General features: G+C 56.0%; 17 protein-coding genes and 3 pseudogenes. 13 read left to right on the top strand and 7 right to left on the bottom strand.

All coding sequences use genetic code 11. The annotated features are described in order from the left end of the window. Positions 1–67 precede the first annotated feature (67 nt). Positions 68–700: an isochorismate family cysteine hydrolase YcaC gene (ycaC, locus tag AACU78_RS06030; RefSeq protein ID WP_064454308.1), complete on the top strand. Its 633-nt coding sequence runs from the start codon at positions 68–70 to the stop codon at positions 698–700. Between the two features lie 181 nt (positions 701–881). Here ycaC and AACU78_RS06025 read toward each other — a convergent pair whose 3' ends face one another. From AACU78_RS06025 to AACU78_RS05995, 7 genes are all read right to left on the bottom strand, one after another. After that, a complete protein-coding gene (locus tag AACU78_RS06025; protein WP_106580267.1) occupies positions 882–2,039 on the bottom strand; it encodes a glutathionylspermidine synthase family protein in 1,158 nt (385 codons plus the stop codon). 12 nt (positions 2,040–2,051) lie between these two features. Next, the gene (locus tag AACU78_RS06020) at positions 2,052–2,765 is read right to left on the bottom strand and encodes a DUF1190 domain-containing protein (protein WP_106580266.1); all 714 of its coding nucleotides are present in this window, start codon (positions 2,763–2,765) and stop codon (positions 2,052–2,054) included. Positions 2,766–2,783: 18 nt separating this feature from the next. Further along, positions 2,784–3,212 carry a DUF350 domain-containing protein gene (locus AACU78_RS06015; RefSeq protein ID WP_106580265.1) on the bottom strand — a complete coding sequence of 143 codons (429 nt, stop codon included), beginning with the start codon at positions 3,210–3,212 and terminating at the stop codon, positions 2,784–2,786. A 14-nt stretch (positions 3,213–3,226) separates the two neighbouring features. Beyond that, positions 3,227–3,901, bottom strand: a complete 675-nt coding sequence (locus AACU78_RS06010) for a DUF2491 family protein (protein WP_106580264.1) — start codon at positions 3,899–3,901, stop codon at positions 3,227–3,229. Between the two features lie 160 nt (positions 3,902–4,061). Continuing rightward, positions 4,062–4,622 (bottom strand): rhomboid family intramembrane serine protease, encoded by a 561-nt coding sequence (locus AACU78_RS06005; protein ID WP_106580263.1) that lies wholly within the window; start codon positions 4,620–4,622, stop codon positions 4,062–4,064. A 57-nt stretch (positions 4,623–4,679) separates the two neighbouring features. Further along, positions 4,680–5,378 carry a PspA/IM30 family protein gene (locus AACU78_RS06000; RefSeq protein WP_106580262.1) on the bottom strand — a complete coding sequence of 233 codons (699 nt, stop codon included), beginning with the start codon at positions 5,376–5,378 and terminating at the stop codon, positions 4,680–4,682. A 17-nt stretch (positions 5,379–5,395) separates the two neighbouring features. Further along, positions 5,396–5,977, bottom strand: coding sequence for a YjfI family protein (locus AACU78_RS05995; protein ID WP_106580261.1), 582 nt, complete (start codon positions 5,975–5,977; stop codon positions 5,396–5,398). A 606-nt stretch (positions 5,978–6,583) separates the two neighbouring features. On the opposite strand from AACU78_RS05995, the gene AACU78_RS05990 reads away from it, so the two are divergent. From AACU78_RS05990 to AACU78_RS05945, 12 genes and pseudogenes are all read left to right on the top strand, one after another. Beyond that, positions 6,584–9,751 carry a hypothetical protein gene (locus tag AACU78_RS05990; RefSeq protein WP_106580260.1) on the top strand — a complete coding sequence of 1,056 codons (3,168 nt, stop codon included), beginning with the start codon at positions 6,584–6,586 and terminating at the stop codon, positions 9,749–9,751. 276 nt (positions 9,752–10,027) lie between these two features. Then, a complete protein-coding gene (locus AACU78_RS05985; RefSeq protein WP_106580259.1) occupies positions 10,028–10,672 on the top strand; it encodes an NAD(P)H-dependent oxidoreductase in 645 nt (214 codons plus the stop codon). Beyond that, the gene (locus AACU78_RS05980) at positions 10,611–10,991 is read left to right on the top strand and encodes a MerR family transcriptional regulator (RefSeq protein ID WP_106580258.1); all 381 of its coding nucleotides are present in this window, start codon (positions 10,611–10,613) and stop codon (positions 10,989–10,991) included. Before AACU78_RS05985 ends, AACU78_RS05980 begins: the two co-directional genes overlap by 62 nt. Before the next feature lie 136 nt (positions 10,992–11,127). Further along, positions 11,128–15,876 carry an RHS repeat-associated core domain-containing protein gene (locus AACU78_RS05975; protein ID WP_106580257.1) on the top strand — a complete coding sequence of 1,583 codons (4,749 nt, stop codon included), beginning with the start codon at positions 11,128–11,130 and terminating at the stop codon, positions 15,874–15,876. After that, positions 15,873–16,226, top strand: coding sequence for a hypothetical protein (locus tag AACU78_RS05970; RefSeq protein WP_106580256.1), 354 nt, complete (start codon positions 15,873–15,875; stop codon positions 16,224–16,226). The genes AACU78_RS05975 and AACU78_RS05970 overlap by 4 nt, the downstream gene beginning before the upstream one ends. A 209-nt stretch (positions 16,227–16,435) precedes the next feature. After that, a pseudogene (locus tag AACU78_RS05965) lies at positions 16,436–17,437 on the top strand (RHS repeat-associated core domain-containing protein); the annotation flags it as partial. Beyond that, a complete protein-coding gene (locus AACU78_RS30045) occupies positions 17,434–17,844 on the top strand; it encodes a DUF6896 domain-containing protein (RefSeq protein ID WP_106580255.1) in 411 nt (136 codons plus the stop codon). The pseudogene AACU78_RS05965 and the gene AACU78_RS30045, both read left to right, overlap by 4 nt. Positions 17,845–18,080: 236 nt before the next feature. Then, positions 18,081–18,676 (top strand): annotated as a pseudogene (locus AACU78_RS05960) (RHS repeat domain-containing protein); the annotation flags it as partial. Positions 18,677–19,062: 386 nt separating this feature from the next. Beyond that, positions 19,063–19,698 carry a hypothetical protein gene (locus AACU78_RS05955; protein ID WP_106580254.1) on the top strand — a complete coding sequence of 212 codons (636 nt, stop codon included), beginning with the start codon at positions 19,063–19,065 and terminating at the stop codon, positions 19,696–19,698. A gap of 113 nt (positions 19,699–19,811) precedes the next feature. Next, positions 19,812–20,075, top strand: a pseudogene (locus AACU78_RS30040) (RHS repeat domain-containing protein); the annotation flags it as partial. A gap of 4 nt (positions 20,076–20,079) precedes the next feature. Further along, positions 20,080–20,475, top strand: a complete 396-nt coding sequence (locus AACU78_RS05950) for a hypothetical protein (RefSeq protein ID WP_106580253.1) — start codon at positions 20,080–20,082, stop codon at positions 20,473–20,475. Positions 20,476–20,733: 258 nt separating this feature from the next. Continuing rightward, positions 20,734–21,147 (top strand): hypothetical protein, encoded by a 414-nt coding sequence (locus tag AACU78_RS05945; protein ID WP_106580252.1) that lies wholly within the window; start codon positions 20,734–20,736, stop codon positions 21,145–21,147. The last annotated feature ends 160 nt before the right edge of the window (positions 21,148–21,307 follow it).

Genomic DNA, 21,307 nt, shown 5'->3' with positions numbered 1-21,307 from the left:
ACCCATTAATCTGTGCCCATGTTGAACGCAACGCCAAACCAACCCAACTAAAAAAAGGATTTCAACCATGAGCACTCCAACCCTCAGCCGCTTGAACAAAGACGACGCCGTAGTTCTGCTGGTCGACCACCAAACCGGCCTGATCTCGCTGGTGCAGGACTTCTCCCCCAACGAGTTCAAGAACAACGTGCTGGCCCTGGCGGATTTGGCCAAGTTCTTCAACCTGCCGACGATCCTCACCACCAGTTTCGAGCAAGGCCCTAACGGCCCGTTGGTGCCGGAGCTGAAGGAAATGTTTCCGGAGGCGCCGTATATCGCTCGCCCGGGTCAGATTAATGCGTGGGATAACGAGGATTTCGTTAAGGCGGTCAAGGCGACTGGGCGCAAGCAGATCATCATTGCGGGTGTGGTGACGGATGTGTGTGTGGCGTTCCCGACGTTGTCGGCGCTGGCGGAGGGGTTTGAGGTGTTTGTGGTGACGGATGCGTCGGGCACGTTCAATACCACGGTGCAGCAGGCGGCGTGGAGCCGGATGACGCAAGCCGGTGCGCAGTTGATGAATTGGTTTTCGGTGGCGTGTGAGTTGCAGGGCGACTGGCGCAATGACATGGAAGGGTTGGGGAATTTGTTGTCCCAGCGGATTCCTAACTACCGGAATTTGATGAATGGGTATGCGGCGGTGACGGCGCGTCAGGGCTGAGGTTGACGGGATTTCCCCAAAAACCTGTGGGAGCGGGCTTGCCCGCGATGGCGGTGAATCAGTCGATATATTCGGTGACTGATACACCGTCTTCGCGGGCAAGCCCGCTCCCACATTTGATCTTCGCTGCCTTGAGTATTGGTGCAGACCCGCTCACCACGGAGGCGCTGTTTGCCCTTACTCAGTCGAGGATCAGGTGCGGCAAGAACCGGCTTGAGTCTTTGGTGATCAAGCTATTGTCTTCTCGCACGCCAATCCCCGCGGCTTGATCGCCAATCACCCACGACCCGATCAGCGTGTAGCTGTCGCCAAAGCGCGGCAGCGGCGCGAATTCCTGGAGGATGAACGGCGCGTCGGTGTAGGGGCCGTCTTCTTTTACGATCAGGCCGTCGGCGGTTTGCAGTTCGATGTTGGCGCCCTCGCGGGAGAAGAACGGTTTGCGCACCCAGCCCTTTGGCACGGCTTTGCCGGGGTCGGTATCCAGGTGGGACGCGAGCAGGTTGGGGTGGCCTTTGTTGAATTCCCACAGCAGCGGCAGGATGCCTTTGTTGGAGAGGATGGCTTTCCAGGCGGGCTCGAAGAACTGGGTATCGCACTCGGCAATCGCGGCGCCGAAGGGCTCGTGGAAGATGAATTCCCAGGCGTGCAGTTTGAACAGGTGCGGGATCCAGCGATCTTCGAGGTCGACGAAACGGCCATCACTGGTCAGGCCGATGTCTTCGATGTCGATGTGGCGTGATTCGATGCCGACTTTTTCCGCGACCAGGCGCAGGTAGTCGGTGGTGCCTTTGTCTTCGACCGAGTCTTTCATCGAGGCGAAGTAGAACGGCTGGTTGACCTGCAATTGGGCGAAGGCCTGGTGCAGTTTGGTGTCGATGCTGTTGAACTGGTCGGCATGCTTGGGCAGCAGGCCGCGTTCGATACATTGTTCCAGCCAGCCCCATTGAAACGCCGCCGCCTCATAAAGGCTGGTCGGTGTGTCGTAGTTGAGTTCCAGCAGCTTGGCGGGCCCGGTGCCGTTGTAGGAGAAGTCCATGCGCCCGTACAGGTGCGGGTGGCCTTCGAGCCATGAGGTTCGGATCATCTCGAAGAACGGCGCGGGAATGCTCAGCCGCTCAAGCAACTCTTCGCTCTGCACCACGCGGGCCACGAGGTCCATGCACATGTCATGGATCTCGGTGGTCGGGTCTTCGAGGTCGCGCTCGATTTGCTTGAGCGTGAACCGGTAGTAGGCGCTTTCGTCCCAGTAGGGTTCGTCGTCGATGGTGTGGAACAGGAAGCCGAGGCTGTCGGCGGTCTGTTTCCAGTCATGACGCTCTGCGCAGTGGATCTTTTTCATGGCCCGTTTTCCTTAACTGCTCGACCCGCCGCCGCCCCAGCCGCTGCGGGCGCTGGCTTTGCTGCCAAAGCCACCACGGGAGGTCGAGGACGCCACGGACACCGGCTTGCTGGAGGAGCGCAGCGTGTTCGTGTAGTTGCTGCTGCCGTACCTGGCCTGGTTGGACCGGCCAAACGTCGCCCCATTCGAGACCCGCTGGTTGAGCGTCGAAGAGCCGTAATCGCCGCGATCATCGCGGTAGCGGTAGATCGGCTCGGAGCGGTAGCTGTTGCGATTGTTGCTGAGCATGTTGCCGATCAGCAGGCCGGTGAGCAGGCTGCTGGTGGAGAAGCCTGAGCCGCCACTGTTCGCTTGGGCGCCGCCGGCTTGAGCGTTGGCCGCATCGACCTGGGATTGCGTCACCTGGCCGGCGGCGGTCAGTTCGAAACCGCCCAGTTTGGGGATGAACTTGCCGTTGGAATCCTGCTGACACCAGTTGGCGACAAAGTCGGCATCGCAATCGGCTTGGCTGTCGTACACCGGGGCAATGCGCCGATGCTCGGCCATGGCCGTCATGTAGGCGTCCGAGCACACGTCCACCGGCAGTTTTTCATCGGCGCATTGCTGAACCGACTGGAAGTTGTACTTCTTTTGCAAATCGTAGGTTTTTTCGGTCGGCCCGCAGCCGGATATCGCCATCGCGACCGACGCTGCCAGCGACAACTGGACGTACTTGCTTCGTTTCATCGGGGGCTCCGTGCGCGATCAGTTCTGGGTAGGCGTCATGCACGCGGCATTCAACATGCCGACGCTGATGGACACGGCGGCCACGTAGATACCGGCGGCGAGTTCGCCATTCTTGATGCGCTCGGACGTGCCTTTGAGCACCAGGCTGGTCAGCAGAAACGCCAACAATTGGACGACGGCGGCGATCACCGCCCAGACGACGAAGTCGAGGAGGCTGATCGAGTAGGCAATCACGTTGCTGGCCGGAATGGCGAAGCCGATGATGGCACCGCCCAGCGCGACCGCAGCCGACACGTTGCCCGCGCGGATCAGTTCGAACTCCTTGTGCGGCGTGATGCGGGTGTAGATGAACTGGAACAGTGCGAACAGCACGGCCGCACCGAGGATGTAGGTAACAAAGCCAAACACAGCGGCTTTGTTCAGAGAGATAGAGAGCGCTTCCAGCATGGGGGTTTCCTTTTTTAAAGCGTAGTCAGGTCAGTTGTGTACAGCGAAATGCCCAGCGACGTACTCAGGCTGACGGTGCCCTCTGCGTCTTCTTCGACGGAAAACAGCAGAAACTCGCGACGATCAGTCAGACCCGTGTCGCGGGCGTACAGCATCGAACGGTGCTCGACGTTGTAGGCGTCCTCGGGGTTTACAACCTGTTCGGTCATCGCCACCAGCTCTGTCTGGCCAGCTTCGCTGCCCCACACACGGGCGTATTCGACGCCGTTGTGGGTGTAGGTCGGCAGCCCGATCAGGCTCTGTGGCCCCGCCAGTCGACGCAGTTCCGCTTCACTGCTGATGGTGACGACACTGAGGTAGTTGAACAGGATCACCGACTCGACCTGCCCGGCGATCTCGCCGGTGGTGTGCACCTGCAGCCAGTAATCTTCGTCGTTCATGTAATAGCGCGACAGCCAGGTCGACTGGCCGAGGTCTACGGTGCCGTTGGCCCAGATTTCCTGGGAGCCGGGGATCACCACCGTGGTTTTTTCATCGAGCAACAATTTCAGGCTCGCGTCGAACATCACGCCTTTGCCGGGTGCCAGGCCTAGTGGCCCGGTGGCCGGCTGGGTGTTGCCGGCTGTCCATTGCGGCGCTGTATTCGCTTTCGGGGCCTCAAGCCCCATCAATTGTTTAAACCATCCCATTGGAGATTTCCTTGAGGCGAGCGGAGGCGATGCAGAAGCGGGGAAAGAGGGAGGCGGCGCGCAGGCGCAACAAAAGAAACATCGACATTTGGCCCCTGACTCCCTGGGTATTTGATTGCGAATGACAAGATCGCCTCGGCGTGTGGAGGCTCAAGCGCGTTCACCCGGCATTAAACCTGCTGCGCGGCGAGGATAGAAGTACCTTGGCTGCAATAAACCCGGCGAACGCGCCAAAGAAGTGCCCCTCGAACGAGATCCCCTGCCGAGGCAGGAAACCCACGACCAGGCCACCATACAGCACCGCTACAACACCGGCCGTTATCAGGTTGCTCCAGCTTCTATGAAACCAGGCGCGAGACAGCAGGTAGGCCCAGAGCCCGAATACCCAGCCGCTGGCACCGATGTGTACGCCGCTGAAACCGAACAGCCAGACCAGCGAACCGCCCAGCAGAATAATGATCGCACTGACGGCAATGAACCGATGGACTCCATCGACAATGACCAAGGTGCCCAGGACCAAAAAGGCGATCAGGTTTGCGCTCAGATGAGCAAACGACGCGTGCAAAAACGGTGAGGTGAGGATGCCGAGCAGCCCCTGCACCGTTCTCGGGATCAGGCCGAATGCCATGAGGCTGTAACCGGTCGCCACATTGACCAGTTGCAGCGCAACCATCAACAGGGCAAGGCCTGCGATTGTCTTGAAACCCTTCAGGGCATCCATCCTGACCTCGATGTAAAAAAAGAAGGGCAGAGCCTGCCCTTCTTGCTTCGGCGCGGCTTACTCGGCCGACTTTTGCTTCAGGCGTTCCAGAATCGCATTGGCGCTGCCTGTGTCCGGCGTGATGCCGGCGTCGCGCAGCTTGCGCTCCAGGTCGGTGCCCGTGGATGCCTCAGCCAGTTCATCCTGGGCTTGCAGCTCAGCGGCACGTTGCTGCTGTTTGGCCTGCAAGCGATTCAGCGTACCGACGGCGGTTTCCAGCTTGCCGTTGGCGCCACCACTGGCGATGGACGCACTGACCTGGGCCTTCTGTACGCTTTCGCGCGCCTTGGCCATGTCCACTTGCTGGCGCAGGCTTTTGATCCGACTTTCGGCTTTGGTGATGTCCTTGCGCATGCCGTCGGCATAGCCGCCGAACTCGGTGGCCTGCTTTTGCTCGACGTCACGTTCGTTGGTCAGGGTCGAAATGGCTTCGGCCACTTCCATGGCCAGGTCTTCACGATTGGCCTGGATAGCGGCCATGGCCTTGGACTCCAGGTCCTTGATCTTGGCGTCGTACTCTCCGACGCGATCAGCCGCCAGTTTGTGCTTGGCCATGATGCTCACCAGCTCACGCTTGGCGTTGGCCAGCGCCGTGTCGGCGTCGCGAATTTCCTGGTCGAGGATGCGCAGGGCTTGTTGGTCGACGATCGATTCGCCGACTTCGCTGGCACCGCCACGCAGCGCGGTGAACAATTTGCTCCAGATGGACTGAGTCATTGGATACTCCCGAATACTTAATTGAAGAAACGTTCGAAGGCTTCGCTGGCGCGCTGCACGTTGTCGACCAGGGTTTTCACCTCAGTCACGATGTTGGTCAGGCTGGAGTCGGAGCTCAACGCACCGAACATGTTGTAAACAACTTGGCCGTTAGGCATGGACTCGATGCCGATCGAAGAAAGCGGGAACATTTCCCGGCTGCGCAGCACCGCGTCATTGAACGCCGTTACGTCATTGATGGACTCGACGTCGACCAGCACGGTGTCCACGATGATCTGTTCGCCGACCACCGCGATGTAAATCGGCAAGCCCCCGAAGTCGTTCATTTCCAGCTTGATGCTGGACTCGGCGCCCTGAACGAGAGAAAGGGTAATGTCGTTGGAAACCACTTCATCCAGAGCCTGAAGCGCTGTGAAGAGGCGATCGATATTCCAGTTAGTACCTGCGCTCATGAAATTCTCCGACATGAATGAGCCAGCCAGAATCGGTTGGCGAAGCTGTTTCTCCATTTGCTTGAGCAGGCTTCGGTTTTCGGGAAGCACCCAAGTCTCGTGTTTCACATAACCGGCGGCCGCCAGGCCCGTGCGCATCTGCTTCATGTAAAAGCTCGATGGTTTTTTCGCGGGCGACTTCAAGCGCTCTCCCTTGCGGCTTGCTGAATCAGGATCGGGCCCTGCTGGCGGGCTCGATGGAGAGCTGCTTTTCATGGTGCTGACCTCGTTGTGAAAAACTCACGCGTGAGAAAATCTACAGACAATGTTGGCGATGCTCAATAGCTCACGCGTGAGATTTTTTCTGGTTCGTCGCACCTGTCAAAAAGCACCCTCTGCTTAAGAATGTCTCTGCCGTCATTGAAATCTGATGAACGGTTCTTCGACGGGAGCGGTGTACCACCACCCAGCTCGACGCGCTCTACGATAAGCCCGCGTTGAACGTCAGGCTATTTTGCCTATACGCGCCCTACGCCATAAATGTTCCGAAATAACCTCGCCGTTGTGAATTGTTGTGAAGGCTTTGCGAATTGGCTAAAAGTCCGTGTTAAGTTCCGTCACGTCATCTTTCACAGCAGCAACGCCCAGCGGCCAACCAACTAAGGCCGCCCTCTCGTTATTCAATAAACCACCTCGGGTAAGTTACCTAGGAAGTTGTGCGGCCCTGCGCGTTTTAAAAGGGGCAGGCGTAATAATTAGATCAGGAGAAGTACCATGGTAGCGAAGGTAGAAACGACCCCAAAGGACGCAGCGGTCACTCAAAAAAGCTCCGTCGCTGCCTGGGAAAAATCCGTCGAAAAAGCGTCTGCACCCAAAGACGAGTTGGGTAAAGGGCAGAAACGCCCCGAAGGTGATACCCGCTCAGCCCAGCAAATTATTGATGACACCCCGCTGCTCGCCCAACTCGGTAATCAAAGTGGCGTGAAAGACAACCTTAAAAAGCAGGTCGGTGATTTTGAGAAAGACGCGGACGCAGCCTATCGCGCCTCGAAAGTGCTGGAGCATGTCGAATACATCGACGAAAACGGCAAGCTGACCGATGGCAAGGATGTGGGCAACAGCAGCATCGACGGCTTCACCAAGGATGGCGAGGCGCGGCATGGCACTGAGGCGGGCCGGCTGCAGGATTTCGGCAAGTATGGCTATTCCAGCCTGCGCGGCGAGGTGGTGAAGTCGGACTTGGGTGACCAGCAGAAGCGCCCCGACGGTGACACGCGCTCGGCCAAGGAAATTATCGACGCCACACCGCTGCTGAAAAACCTCGGCAACCAGAGCGACGTGAAGGACAACCTCAAGAAGCAAGTGGGCGATTTCGAGAACGACGCCGACGCCGCGTACCGCGCCACCCAGGTGCTGGAACATGTGGTGAGCATCGATGAAAACGGCAATTTGCTCACTGGCATCGACGCCAGGAATAAAGACAACGACAGCATCGACGGTTTCACCAAAGACAAGGAAGCCCGCCACGGCACCGAGGCCGGGCGCTTGCAGGATTTCGGCAAGTACGGCTATTCGAGCCTCAAAGGCGACCTCATGCACGTCAAAGACGCGACGCACACCGACAAGGCCGCGCCGCCCGATGAGCCCGAAGACGTGCAGGCCCTGCGCGACAAATACAACATCCCGACCTTCGGTGCCGAAGGGCTGATGGACATGGAGTTGCCCAACGACAAGACCGTGGGCGGCCAGACGGCCGAGAACTTTGTGCAGGGCATTCGCGATGACATCAAGAGCGGCAAGCTGGCCGAAGACTCGGATGAAGCCAAGATCGTCAAGCTGATGGACGCCCAGGCCGCGCTGGACAACGGCTACGACCTGTACGGCTACGCGGAGAGCATCAACCTGGGCAGCGGCACATACCGTGAGACGGATAAGACCCCGACCCAGTTGAACGGCAAAGACGTCAAAGAGATGGTCGACGAGGACAAACTTGCCAAAGAAATTTCCACGTTGATGGGCAAGGAAGGGATTAAGGACCGCTACGACGCAGAACTAAAGAAAAGTGTCGGTAGTTTATCGGAAGATCGGTTGAATGAAGTTCGCGAACAAGTATTCCCGGCCCTCTTCAAAGACGGCACCCGTGATGCCAACTTGAACTTCGAAGAATATGTGATCGCGATGAATGACTCGGGTGATCCGAAGAAATCGGAAATGGCCGAGTTGGACGTCGACCGCTATTTCGAGTCGCTGCGCATTCTTGAACCGGACAGCTACACCGCGCGCAAACAGACGTTCGACCAGAACATGATGACGCACCAGCTCAACACGTACATGGAAAACCCCGACAAGGTCTCGCCGGAAAATACCGAAAGTGGGCTGAAGGCCTCGTTCACGATGATCAAGGGCGGTATCAACGCCGCCTTGGGTGGCCTGGACAAGGGCGACAAAGCCTACGACATGTACAAAAAGATGAAGGATGAGATCGACATCCTCGACGGCCATATCAAAGGGCTGACACCGGCGGAGAACAAACAGATCGCAGCGGCCATTCGTCTCGCGGCTGCCAGCGGCGACCCGAAAGCCATCGACAAGGTGGTCGACACCCAATTGAAGGGCCTGGGCGCCAATCGCGAAGCGGCCGCCGGTTCCTTGAAGACAGTGCTGCACACCGCCAGCTCCACCGGCGGGCTCAGTGCCATGGCGGGCACCATGAACCTGGTCAGCGGCGCGCTGCAGCTCGCCAATGGCGGCGGCAACATGACCGACGACCAGAAGATCGCCGCCGCGAAAGACCTGGTCGCCGGCTTGAGCTTCACCAACGACTTCCTCAAGTTCGGTTCGAACATTGTGGAAACCCTGGGTGGCACTAAACCCTATGAACCTGACGTGGACAAAGACGGTAAAGGCCCGGCAAAAATCAAAGCCACTGAATGGCTCGGCCTGATCGATGAGAACCTCCCGGACATCTGGGGCAAGAAAACCACAGAAAAATCTGACGCGCTGGCCGCATCCATCAGCACCCGCGTCAAGGAAGCTTCCGACACCCTCAAGAAACTCGACGTGGGCAACCTGTCGGCCGATGAAGTGAAGGAGTACGACAGCGCCGCCAAAACCCTCGGCGAGCACATGGGCGTCAAGGACCTTCCCGGCAAAGGTACGCCAGCGTCCAAATCCGAAATTGCGATCGCCTCGGGGCGTTCGTTCCTGCGGTTTATGGGCGGCTCCGGCCTGGACTTGACCGGCGGCGTGATGGACATCGTTTCCGGCGCGCGCAAACTGAAAAACGCCAAGACCGCACTGGAAAAAACTGACGCGGCCTTCACGCTGGGCGGGGGTGCGTCCGGTACCGGCATGGCGATCGCCAATACCATCGCGATGTTCGCCCCCAAAGGTGCTCACCTGGCAGGCAAACTGGCCGGTGATGTTGCCGCGACGGTCATACGCGGGCTCGCCATCGGCGCGCGCGTGGCGGGTCCGATTTTCGCAGTGGCGGGTGTGATCTTCGGGGTCGCAGGCACCCTGATTGCCGAGGCGGTCGAGCATGCCAAAATGCAAAAACTCACCGATTCCCAAGGCAAGTTCTTCAAAGACCTCGCCGACGCCGGCGTGACCAAGGACGACTGGGGCGACAAGCTCGAATACGCGCGCTATGCCACCTATATGTACGGCGGCCGCGACACGCCGGACGACAAGTCGATGTTCGAGTATCAGTCGGATGAGTGGAAACACTTCCAGGAAACCGCAGACAAAAAAGGCAGCTCGCTCGCGCGACTGGCGCCCTACCTGCACAAAGACAGCGACCCGGACAGCAAAAACCTGTGGGAAAAATTCCTCGCAGGCGGCACCAGCTCCAGCGGGCCGCATGGCAGTGAACGGCACACCGACGATTGGCGGCCTTGGGGCAGCACGGACATGGAGACGGGGAGCAAGCACACGGCTTGATGTTGCGTAGGCATTTATCAGACGAGCCCATGCTGTTCAGTCAAGCGTAAATCCCTGTGGGAGCGGGCTTGCCCGCGAAAGCGGTGGTTCAGTCAACATCAATGTTTGCTGGGCTGACGTCTTCGCGGACAAGCCCGCTCCCGCAGTTGATCTTCGCTGCGTGGCGTATTGCGTTCGCTTAACTGAGCGGCCTTGAGGCGCGGCATGGTCCGGCGCTTGACTCTCCCCTATACGGCACACCCTACCCTGAAGGCCCCCTTTTCAGGACCTCATCCCATGCCCCAGCGCATCCTGGTCATCCTCGGCCACCCTTGCGGCACGAGCTTGTGCTCAGCCTTGGCCGATGCCTACATCCACAGTGCAAAAGTCGCCGGCCACCAGGTACGCGTCCTACCCTTGGGCGACCTCTCTTTCGACCCCGTGCTTCACCACGGCTACACACAGATCCAACCATTGGAACCTGACTTGCTCAGCGCCCAGTCCGACCTCCTCTGGGCCACCCATCTGGCATTCGTTTTCCCGATCTGGTGGGGGGGCATCCCGGCGTTATTGAAAGGGTTCATCGACCGTATTTTCCTACCCGGCTTTGCCTTTAAATACCGCGAAGGCAAGTCATTTCCTGACAAGCTGCTGCTCGGCCGAACCGCGCACGTGTTGGTGACCCTGGACACGCCGCCGTGGTATTACCGCTGGTTCTACCGCATGCCCGGCATTCATCAGTTACGCAGCACCACACTGGCGTTTTGCGGCATCAAGCCGACCAAGACGTTGATGTTCGGGCCGGTGTTGGCCTCTACGCCAGCGCAGCGGGCAAAGTGGCTGACTCAGGCTGGCGGACTAATGGGAAAAGGGAGTTTTCATGTACATCGGCAAAGCCGCGCAACTGTCGGGCACGACCATCAAGGCGATTCGTCACTATGAGGCGATAGGCCTGTTGCCTGCGCCGCAGCGGGAAGGGCGTTACCGGGTCTATTCGGCGCAAAGTGTCGAGCTGCTGGCGTTGATCAAGTGCGCCCAGCAGTTGGGGTTCAAGCTCAAGGAGTTGCAGGGAATTCTGCACGGGCACGAGGGCGATGCCTTGCCTTGGGAGCGTGCAGACCAGGCCATCGCCAGCAAGAAGCGCGAACTGGCCGGGAAAATTGCCGGGTTGCAGCAGATGCAGGCGGAGTTGATAGCGTTTGAAGCGCAGCTCAAGGACGCGCAGGGGCAGTGCCCGTCAATAAGCATTTTCGCCAGTTAAGGTAGCCTTTAGCCTCGAATTGACACCGATTTTTTCGTTCTCTACGCCGTCCCTTTCTGATTTTTCCAGCCGTTCATCCAGGCGCTTTTTCCTGCGGCATGCTCCGACGCCTTGCCATTTTGCCGAGACGTCACGGATGACCCACGCCGCCCACATTGCCTTTATCGAACATGAGCTCAATGGCTTCCATCAGAGCCTGGCGGAGTATCGCCAGCAGATGGGCGCCTGGTATGCGCGGGCGCTGGACTCGGTCAGCCATGCAGCGGACATGCCGTCGTTGCTGGGGATGGACAGGGTATTGCGGGTGGGGGATTCGCAACGTTCCTTCAGCATTTCCGATGCGGATTTTTCCACCGTTGCGCGCTGCCCAGCGGGTGGCGAGCTGAAGATCGAGAGCAAGTTCGAGTCGGTGTACGACGTGCCGATCGGCGAAATCCCGGTTGAGGTTATTCGCCTGGAGGACGGCAGCTCTACGCGGGTCATGCTGGATGAACATGGCAAGGCTTCCCACACCTGCGTGGCCGGTGGGCGCTATCAGGTGCGGGTACAGGGCGGCGTCTCCGCACAGCAGGTAGACGCGTTGTTTGCCTCCTACGCTGGGTTGACGGCGGACTTGGAGCAATGGCTGCGCGAGCAATGGAACGGCTTCAAACCGTCCTGGCAGCAATCCACCGCCAGCGCGATTGGCAGCGGCGTGCTCGCGGGCAGTTGGGCGGCAATCAAGGAGGTCTGGGACAGCATCAAGCTGGTCCAGGCGATTCTTGCAGACCCCATGAAGTTCGGCGAGCAACTGGGTGCCGAGGCCGCCAAGTTGGCGCAGTTGGCCACCGATGCGCCGCAGGTCATGGAAAAGGCCATGTTGCTGGCCAGTGACGAGGCGGCGCTGTACCTGATGGTGCGCACGGCGATGCTGTGGCTGGACGCGTTGCCACCGGGCGATATTGCCGAGGCGGCGGCGGGGTTTGTGGTGTCGCTGCTGATCGACCTGGTGATTGGCGCGGTGCTGATGATCGCGCTGCCTGCGGCGGGTGTGGCGTATCTGAGCTTGCGGTTGGTCAAGTATGGCGCACAGGTTCTCGATGCCGCAGTTGGCTTTGTGCGCGGCCTGCTTGGGATTCTGACCAAGTTCATGCAGGCGGTGGATCGCTACAAGGCCGTGGCGGTTCGCGGCGTCGTCGGTGGGCTGAAGCAAGGCACGATGCAGATGCGCTGGCGGGCGCGGCAGAACGCGGTGTTGAAGCAGAAAGAGCATGTGGATGATGTGCCTGCGGCTGCGAAGAATCCCCGTGGAGATGCAGCGGCACCTGCGGACAAAACCGCCACCCATGGCTGCCCGGTGTCGATGGTCACCGGGGAGGAATTGCTGACGCTTACCGATGGTGCGCTGGACGGGATTTTGCCGTTTGAGTGGACGCGGTTGTATCGCACCAGTGCGGTGGAAGCGGATTGTGGGTTGGGGTTTGGCTGGAGTCATGCGCTGGCACAAAGGCTAGTGGTGACGGGTGACTCGGTGGTTTGGACGGATCATGAGAATCGATCGACTGCCCTGCCCTTGCCTACCGCTGCCCGACCGGCGATCACCAACAGCCTGGCCGAAGCGGCGATCTATTTGGGTGCCCTGCCCGATGAGTTGGTGCTGGCCCAGGCATCACGGTTTTATCACTTTCACGACGGTCAGCTGACGGCAATCAGCGATGCGTATGACAACCGGCTGCGGATTTCTCGTGATCATTTGGGGCGGATTGAGCGGCTGGATAACGGCGCGGGTCGGTCGCTGTTTTTGCGCTATGAACTCGGTCGCATTGTGGCGGTTGACTATCAGGTTCATCGCGCCAAAGGCCGTGAGCCGTATGTATGGGTGACGGAGCAGAACGTCGTTTCCTACGTCTATGACGAGGCAGGACGATTGGTTTCGGCGACCAATGCCGTAGGTGAAAGTGAGGTTTATCGGTACGACGATCAGCACGTCATTCTTGAGCGGCAATTGGCCGGTGGGGCGAGTTTCTTTTGGGCGTGGGAACGGTCTGGCAAGGCCGCGCGATGTGTTCGGCATTGGGCCAGTTTTTCGCAGATGGAAACGCGCTATGCGTGGGAAGACGGCGGCAGGGTCACGGTTCACAACGCTGATGGTAGCCAGGAAGTGTATGTCCACGATCAGCGGGCGCGGCTGGTGCAGCGGATTGATCCCAATGGCGCGGAGCATTTCAAATCCTACGATGACAAGGGCCGGCTGACGGTTGAGCAGGATCCGCTGGGGGCGGTGACGGCGTATCAGTATGACGAAGCCGGACGTTTGGTGGCGCTGTTTCCGGGGGAGGATGAGCCGACATCCTACGAGCATGACAACGGGTTCGTACGGGTTGTACGGCGGGGTGAGGCGGTTTGGAAGTATGAGCGTAACGAACAAGGCGACGTTACGCGTCAGACAGATCCTGACGGCCACATTACGGACTACACCTACGACAAACACGGGCAGCTGATTGGGGTTTGGTATCCGGATAACGGCTGTCATCGGCTGGTCTGGAATGAGCGTGGGCAGCTCGTTGAGGAACAACTGCCGAATGGTGGGGTTAAGCGTTATCGCTATGACGATGTTGGACGACAAGTTGCGCGTGAGGATGAGCATGGCGCGCTGACGCAGTATCAGTGGGACGGTGTGGGTCGGTTGGTTCGTGTCGTACTTCCAGGCGGTGCCACGCGGGAATTCAGCCACAACCCCTACGGAAAAATCACCTCTGAACGTGACGAATTGGGCCACGTCACCCGCTACGAATACGCCGACGGCCTGCACCTGATCAGCCGCCGTCTCAACGCCGATGGCACCCAGGTTAACTACCGCTACGACAACACCCGGTTACTACTGACCGAAATCGAAAACGAAGTCGGCGAAACCTACCGACTTGATTACCACCCCAACGGGCTGATCCAGCAGGAAATCGGCTTTGACGGTCAGCGCACGACTTACGTGTATGACCTCAGCGGCAACTTACTGGAGAAAACCGAACACGGCGATGACGGCAGTCAGCTAGTCACCCGCTACGAGCGAGATTTTTCCGGCCGCCTCGTACGAAAAACTCTTCCAGACGGTGGAGTGGTCGATTACGCCTACGACCGCCAGGGCAACCTCCTCAGCGTCGACGACGGCCACTGGGCGTTAGCCTACGAATACGACAGCCAAAACCGCCTCATCGCCGACCACCAAGGCTGGGGCACCCTGCGCTACGGCTACGACGCCTGCGGCCAATTGAAAAACCTGCGCCTGCCGGACAACAACCGCCTCACCTTCAATCACGACAAAAGCGGCCACCTCGCCACCGTCGAACTGAATGGCAAAACCCTAACATCCCACCTCTTCAACACCGGAAAAGAACGCCAACGCCAGCAAGGCCAACTGCTCAGCCGCTACCACTACGACGAGCAAAACCGCCTGCACGCCCACGCGGTGACCCAGGAAGAACACAAGCTCTACCGCCGCCACTACGACTACGACAAAACCGGCAACCTCACCCGCCTGCTCGACACCCGCAAAGGCGAACACCACTACCACTACGACCCCCTCGCCCGCCTGACCCGCGCGGATCATTCGCAAGACGTGCAAGAGCGCTTCGGCCACGACCCGGCTGGTAACCTGCTCATGCAGGATCGTCCCGGTCCGGACATCGTGGCGGGAAATCGGTTGGTGATTCAGGGCGATCATCATTACGACTATGACGCGTTCGGCAATCTGATCCGTCAACGGCGCGGTAAAGGCCATCAACTCGTCACCGAGTACCGCTACGACTGCCAGCATCGGCTTATCGGCATTACCCAGCCGAACGGGCAAACGGCCAGCTATCGCTATGACCCGTTCGGTCGGCGTATCAGCAAAACCGTTGATGGGATAACCACTGAGTTTTTCTGGCAAGGCGACAGGCTGGTTGCGGAGCATCACGCGGACAGGCATCGCAGTTACATCTACGACCCGGACAGCTTTCGGCCGTTAGTACTGCTGGAAGGCTTTGGTCCAAAAGACACCCAGCCCTTCCACTATCAACTGGACCACCTCGGCACCCCGCACGAACTCACCGCCCCTGACGGCGAAATCGTCTGGTCCGCGCATTACCGCGCCTACGGCCAAATCAGCCACCTAGACATCAACAAAATCGACAACCCGCTGCGCTTCCAAGGCCAATACTTCGACCCGGAAAGCGGGCTGCACTACAACCGCCATCGCTACTACAATCCAGATATTGGTCGTTACCTGACACCCGACCCGGTGAAGCTGGCCGGTGGGATCAACACATACCAGTACGTGCCTAACCCTACGGGGTGGATAGATCCGCTAGGATTGAACACATGCCCTGGCGGGGGTGGCTGCACGCCAAGCGTCACCGAAAAAAGCCCGGCAGCTGGTGTTAACAACCGAGAGCCTGCATTACCACAACTGTCACGCGCAGAACGACAGGCGAGAATTGATGATCTTGCAGAGGCAAACGCGTATAGAAGATTGGATGAGCTCGAAAAATCGACACCAGGCGCGCATTTCCTGGAGAAACACGGTAAGCAGACAACGCTCGCCTCTCAACTTGAAAGAGTAATGACAGCTAAAAATCCTACCACCGGAGAAATTGAAAGATTCACAAGAGGACCAAGAAGTGGAGAGCCTAGACCCCCGAGCGCAGCCACTCACTTTTTAAGCCACAGAGATCAATTAAATGCAATTCACCGTGCCCAACTCATTTTCAAATGGACCGACTTATCAATGTCCAAAGCACCAATGAACATGGGAAAGATAATCGGAGAAGGATACAAACGGGACGGCTACGAATATGGAAAACAGAAAAAAGCCAGAGTTTTTTTGAATGAAGACGGAAACCCCATAACAGCCTTTACGGATTTCGAATGAAAATTAAACCAAGCCTCTCAACAATCCAAGGTCTGCTTTTTACATATTGCATCGAAAATACAAGAAACCCTGACAGAGAGGAGCTTATTGCTCTCACAGATGTTAACAACTCGAAAGAGCTTAAAGACCTGTTTGACAAGCTGACCAGACCAGAATTTATCAGATATAAATATGAAGAAAGACAGCGACACATCCAGACCCTAGAACATTTTCTAAATACTGAGGAAACATTCGAAGCTGTTTTTTACCTTTTCGACACTTACTTCAATGACGAAATCATTGATAAAAGACAGTTCATGAAAGTATTACTTGAGTGCCTTATACGTTACAACTTAGAAGCCAACGCATAAACCGTAACGTTGCTCGCGTTGGGCTGCGAAGCAGCCCCAATAAACCCTACGCGTTTCCCAAGCAAAACCCGCATCGCCAGTTTTGAGGCTGCTGCGCAGCCAAACCAAAGGCAAGCCTGTTCGCCACAATAAGCCTGCTCATCACAACAAACCTACTCACCAGATACCAAGGTTCACCCTCAAAAAATGAGTGAACCCGGCGCCCCAATCAACTCATCACCAAATATCGCTACGACTGTCAGCGCCGGCTAATTAACATCACCCAACCCAACGGGCAAACAGCCAGCTACCGCTATGACCCGTTTGGTCGGCGCACCAGCAAAACCGTCGACGACATAACGACGGAGTTTTTCTGGCAAGGCGACAAGCTGGTTGCGGAGCATCACGCGGATCGTCATCGCAGTTACCTCTACGAACCGGGCAGCTTTCGTCCGTTAGCACTGCTGGATGGCTTTGGTCCAAAAGACATTCAGCCGTTTCACTACCAACTCGACCACTTGGGCACACCACAGGAACTCACCGCCCCGGACGGCGAAATCGTCTGGTCCGCGCACTACCGCGCCTACGGCCAGATCAGCCGCCTAGACATCAACAAAGTCGACAACCCGCTGCGCTTCCAAGGCCAATACTTCGACCCGGAAAGCGGGCTGCACTACAACCGCCATCGCTACTACAATCCAGATATTGGTCGTTACCTGACACCCGACCCGGTGAAGCTGGCCGGTGGGATCAACACATACCAGTATGTGCCCAACCCTACGGGGTGGGTGGACCCTCAGGGCTTGCATAGCTGCCCGGGTGAGAACGGTTGCAAGCCCCAAACAGGTGCGGACGATACAGCCCAAATTAACCGGGTAGATGAAGGGCTCCCTCCCGCTCCTCTTATCCATGGAGTTGATGCAGAAACGTTGAGTCGGACACACAGCATTGAAGGGAAGCGTTCAACCAAAAAGGTTGAGGAGATTTCTGGCAATATGCGAAGCAATGGATACGATATTAACCAACCCATTGAAGTGCTTGAGCATAACGAACGGCGCTACATTATAGACGGCCACCATCGAGCTGCAGCCGCCAGACGAACACATACGATGGTCACCATAAAACTGATTGAAAATATAGAAAGCCACGAAAGCGTGTTTAATAACACCAAGGAAGTGGTGGATGCGTCAAATACAGCTGGGCTGGATAGGTTAAATAGGCCAAGACGATGAAAGCTCATACGCTTGAAAATTTGATCGCAGAGTATTTAGAGCACGTAAAGAAGGCAACTGATTTGCTTGAGTGCTCATTCGGCACTAAAAATATTCTCCGACTGTGGCGAACCAACAAAATCCCGCGGTGCGGGAAGGTTAATGGTGATGTAACCTACGAACTGCACGGAATTGGTTGCTGTGTTTACCTATCCGAAATATGTATCGACTTTGATTATGGCCCTGACGGAAGAGTCGACGGCTTCGACGCATGGCGGCTGTACATGTACGCATGTGAGTTACCATGCAAATACAAAAAATACACCAACAAAGAATCTTTGGAACGCGAATTCAACGAGTACCTAAAAAAGGGAAAAGCCAAGAAAATCGAAGGTTCCACATCTAATTTATACTTTATACAGCCTTGAAAGGTGTTGAAAGACTACCTCTAAATAGCCCATTCGATCTTTACCTGTGGCGAGCGAGCTTGCTCGCGCTGCGCAGAAACCCCAATAAGGGCAACGCGCTTTGAAAGCCAAAACCGCGCCGCCAGTTTCGAGGCTGCTGCGCAGCCGAACCAAGGGCAAGCCTGCTAATCACAACAAACCTACTCACCAGATACCAAGGTTCACCCTCAAAAAATGAGTGAACCCGGCGCCCCAATCAACTCGTCTCCGAATATCGCTACGACTGTCAGCACCGGCTAATTAGCATCACCCAACCCAACGGGCAAACAGCCAGCTACCGTTATGACCCATTTGGTCGGCGCAGCAGTAAAACCGTCGACGACATAACGACGGAGTTTTTCTGGCAAGGCGACAAGCTGGTTGCGGAGCATCACGCGGATCGGCATCGCAGTTACCTCTACGAACCGGACAGTTTCCGTCCGCTGGTCCTGCTGGAGGGCTTTGGTCCAAAAAATACCCAGCCGTTCCACTACCAACTCTACCACCTTGGCACCCCGCAGGAGCTCGCCGCCCCCGACGGCGAAATCGTCTGTCTGCGCACTACCGCGCCTATGGCCAGATCAGCCGCCTAGACATCAACAAAATCGACAACCCGCTACGTTTCCAAGGCCAGTACTTCGACCAAGAAAGCGGGCTGCACTACAACCGCCATCGCTACTACAATCCAGATATTGGTCGCTACCTGACACCCGACCCGGTGAAGCTGGCGGGTGGGATCAACGCGTACCAGTACGTGCTTAATCCTACGGGGTGGGTAGATCCGCTAGGCTTAAACACCTGCCCCGGCGCCAATGCATGTAAACCCGAAGATAAAGCCGAGAGCCCAACACGGAACGCAAAAGCTCCCGATGGCGAGCCAACGTTACCAGTTACCACATCAAACCAAGAAAAAACCGTAAGGCTACGACACTATACGAGCAGAGCTGGCTTGGAAGGCATTGAAAAAGAGGGAGCAGGACAACAATAGAGTTTTTCTTGAGCCCGCAAAGAGCAAAGTACTAAACCCGACAGAAGCGCAGAACAAATATCAAATCAAAAAAAATAAAGGTCGAGATTACATTGAAACGGATGTAGAGGAATCACAATTGGAGTTGATACAAACCCCAGATATAACTCTACTGAGCTAACCCTAAAAAGAAACTTGACGTTAAAAAACCCAAAATTCACAAGGAGAAAGTAATGTTAGAAAAAAATGAAAAAATAGAACTTCCCGGAAAAGAAGCACTTGACGCGCTTAAAGAGATCGAGTTTATATTGATATCCTTACACAAAATGGGCAGTTATTATGCTGAAAAGCCTGGTGCTCTAGAAGAGTATCGAAAAGCAACCACTGACTTCATCGACGATTGCGCTGTTACACAGCGCTTGGCAAAGGTACGCCGGATCATATCTATGCCCTTTGACGACTCTCTCGGTGATGATGAGATGGATGACATGGAAAGATATTTCTCCGATTTGAAATTCTGGGAGCCCAGTCAACCGATGAATCGAATAAGCCATAGCACTGAAGAGATTACTATCTCAAAGGGAATCATCGAACAAGTCACTTGCAAAAGAAATGAATTACTAGTTTTTTTTACGGACCAACAAGATCAATCACTGCTGATCACTTTTCATAACGCGGCTGCCTTTAAAAGTATAAATGCGATCACCTCTCGATGTGAGATACACGAGGAAAAGGATTCTCACCTTTCGCAAGAGGTAGCACGCATCGCACCAGACAAATCAGGTAAAAGTTATTGCTTCAAGGACAGCAATAGCGGCGAAGTTATCTTTTCAGTGATAGCGGGTAGCTACAGCATTGAGAGGATATGAGATTAACTGAACACCTGTCTCGGATGTATGGCCGACTTTGTAGCCAGCGACTCGGTAACGGATGGATGAGAAGCTATATCAGCCGGGGAGCACAGACAGTGGATAAATACTCTAAAACTGCCAGCTACCGTTACCCATTTGGTCGACGCAGCAGTAAAACCGTCTACGACATAACGACGGAGTTTTTCTGGCAAGGCGACAAGCTGGTTGCGGAGCATCACGCGGATCGTCATCGCAGTTACCTCTACGAACCGGACAGATTTCGTCCGTTAGCACTGCTGGATGGCTTTGGTCCAAAAGACATTCAGCCGTTCCACTACCCACTCGACCACTTGGGCACACCACAGCCCCCGTCAACCGCTCCAGGCTTGGTATTGCACAATGAGTTACCTAGAAGCAGAGATCGACGAAAGCTTAGAAAACCTGGGTATTCAGAGTAGAAAACTTGCTCCCAAAAACCTAGATATATTAATCACATCTCTTGGCAACGTGTTTTTCTGCGAAAGTGCCAACCCTCTTGATCCAATTCAATTACGGGTTAACCGCACGGAGTACAAGCCTGATTTCTGGCAAGAGGTATCAAAAAACATTGAAAGTGATCAGTTGATTTTCGTTGTGTTCGACACGTCCTATAGAGCATGGGAAATCGCCTCTCCCCAACACCTTGAGCGTATTTTATCTGATACCACTGGATACCCATTCTGGGTGACGGACATGAGCTTTAGATTTTTGATCTACGTGGACGACCATAATTGCGTTAGTTGGGCTTATCCCTGAAAAACAACTTCCCTCACGCGGCCATCAACAAACCCGACAACGAGCAAAACGGCTAATGAAAACACGTATCCAACCGCACCAACCTCCACCCGCCCAGTTTTTTAAACACCTCACCAGCACCGAATCGCTGTTCGCTCAGGCAAACATCACCACTCCTATCGCGCGGCCCGCCAGCGCAGGGTTCATATGAGAACCGGCGAGAAATAAAACCGACCGTATCCCCCTCCGTATGCCAAAAAGACTTCTGAAGGACGACAAATGATTACTCTACTGAAAAAGTCATCAGACCCTATAACAAACCACTGTAAAAAAGGAAAAGTGATAGCACTCAATAAGCATGCAAATGATGATGTGATATTGCTCATTGAGGGAACAGCTATAAACTGTTTTGTCAGCTACTGCCCCTACACTATCGAAGTTGGAGAAACCTACGACATAGAACTCACCCTAAACCTTTCCGACGACTACGAGATTGAACGGGTTGAACCGAGGAAAATACTGGTTGAAAAAGCGAATTATGGTTATTGCTACTTCCTCTACGGAGAGCTACTCAATGAGACTTTTCTTACTTTCACTTCGCTGAGCGATGAAGATATCCACTACGAACACCCCGAATGTAACGAGCACTTTATTAAATTAAAAGTTCAAAGAATTGACGCTAGCTTTCGCTGAGCCTGACAGTGAGATCAGCCCCCATCGCCTTTTTGTATTCACAAAAAGGCGTCCAGCGCAAAGCTCTAGATTTTGAAGCATATCCACGCCGAGGCTTGGAGCAAGCGGTCGATGACTCTCTCGAATAGTTTGAAAACAGCATAATCGGTCAGCGCCGGCC

This window comes from Pseudomonas sp. R9.37, from assembly GCF_963878885.1.
Classification (GTDB): domain Bacteria; phylum Pseudomonadota; class Gammaproteobacteria; order Pseudomonadales; family Pseudomonadaceae; genus Aquipseudomonas.
This window is presented reverse-complemented; position numbering and strand designations above follow the sequence as displayed.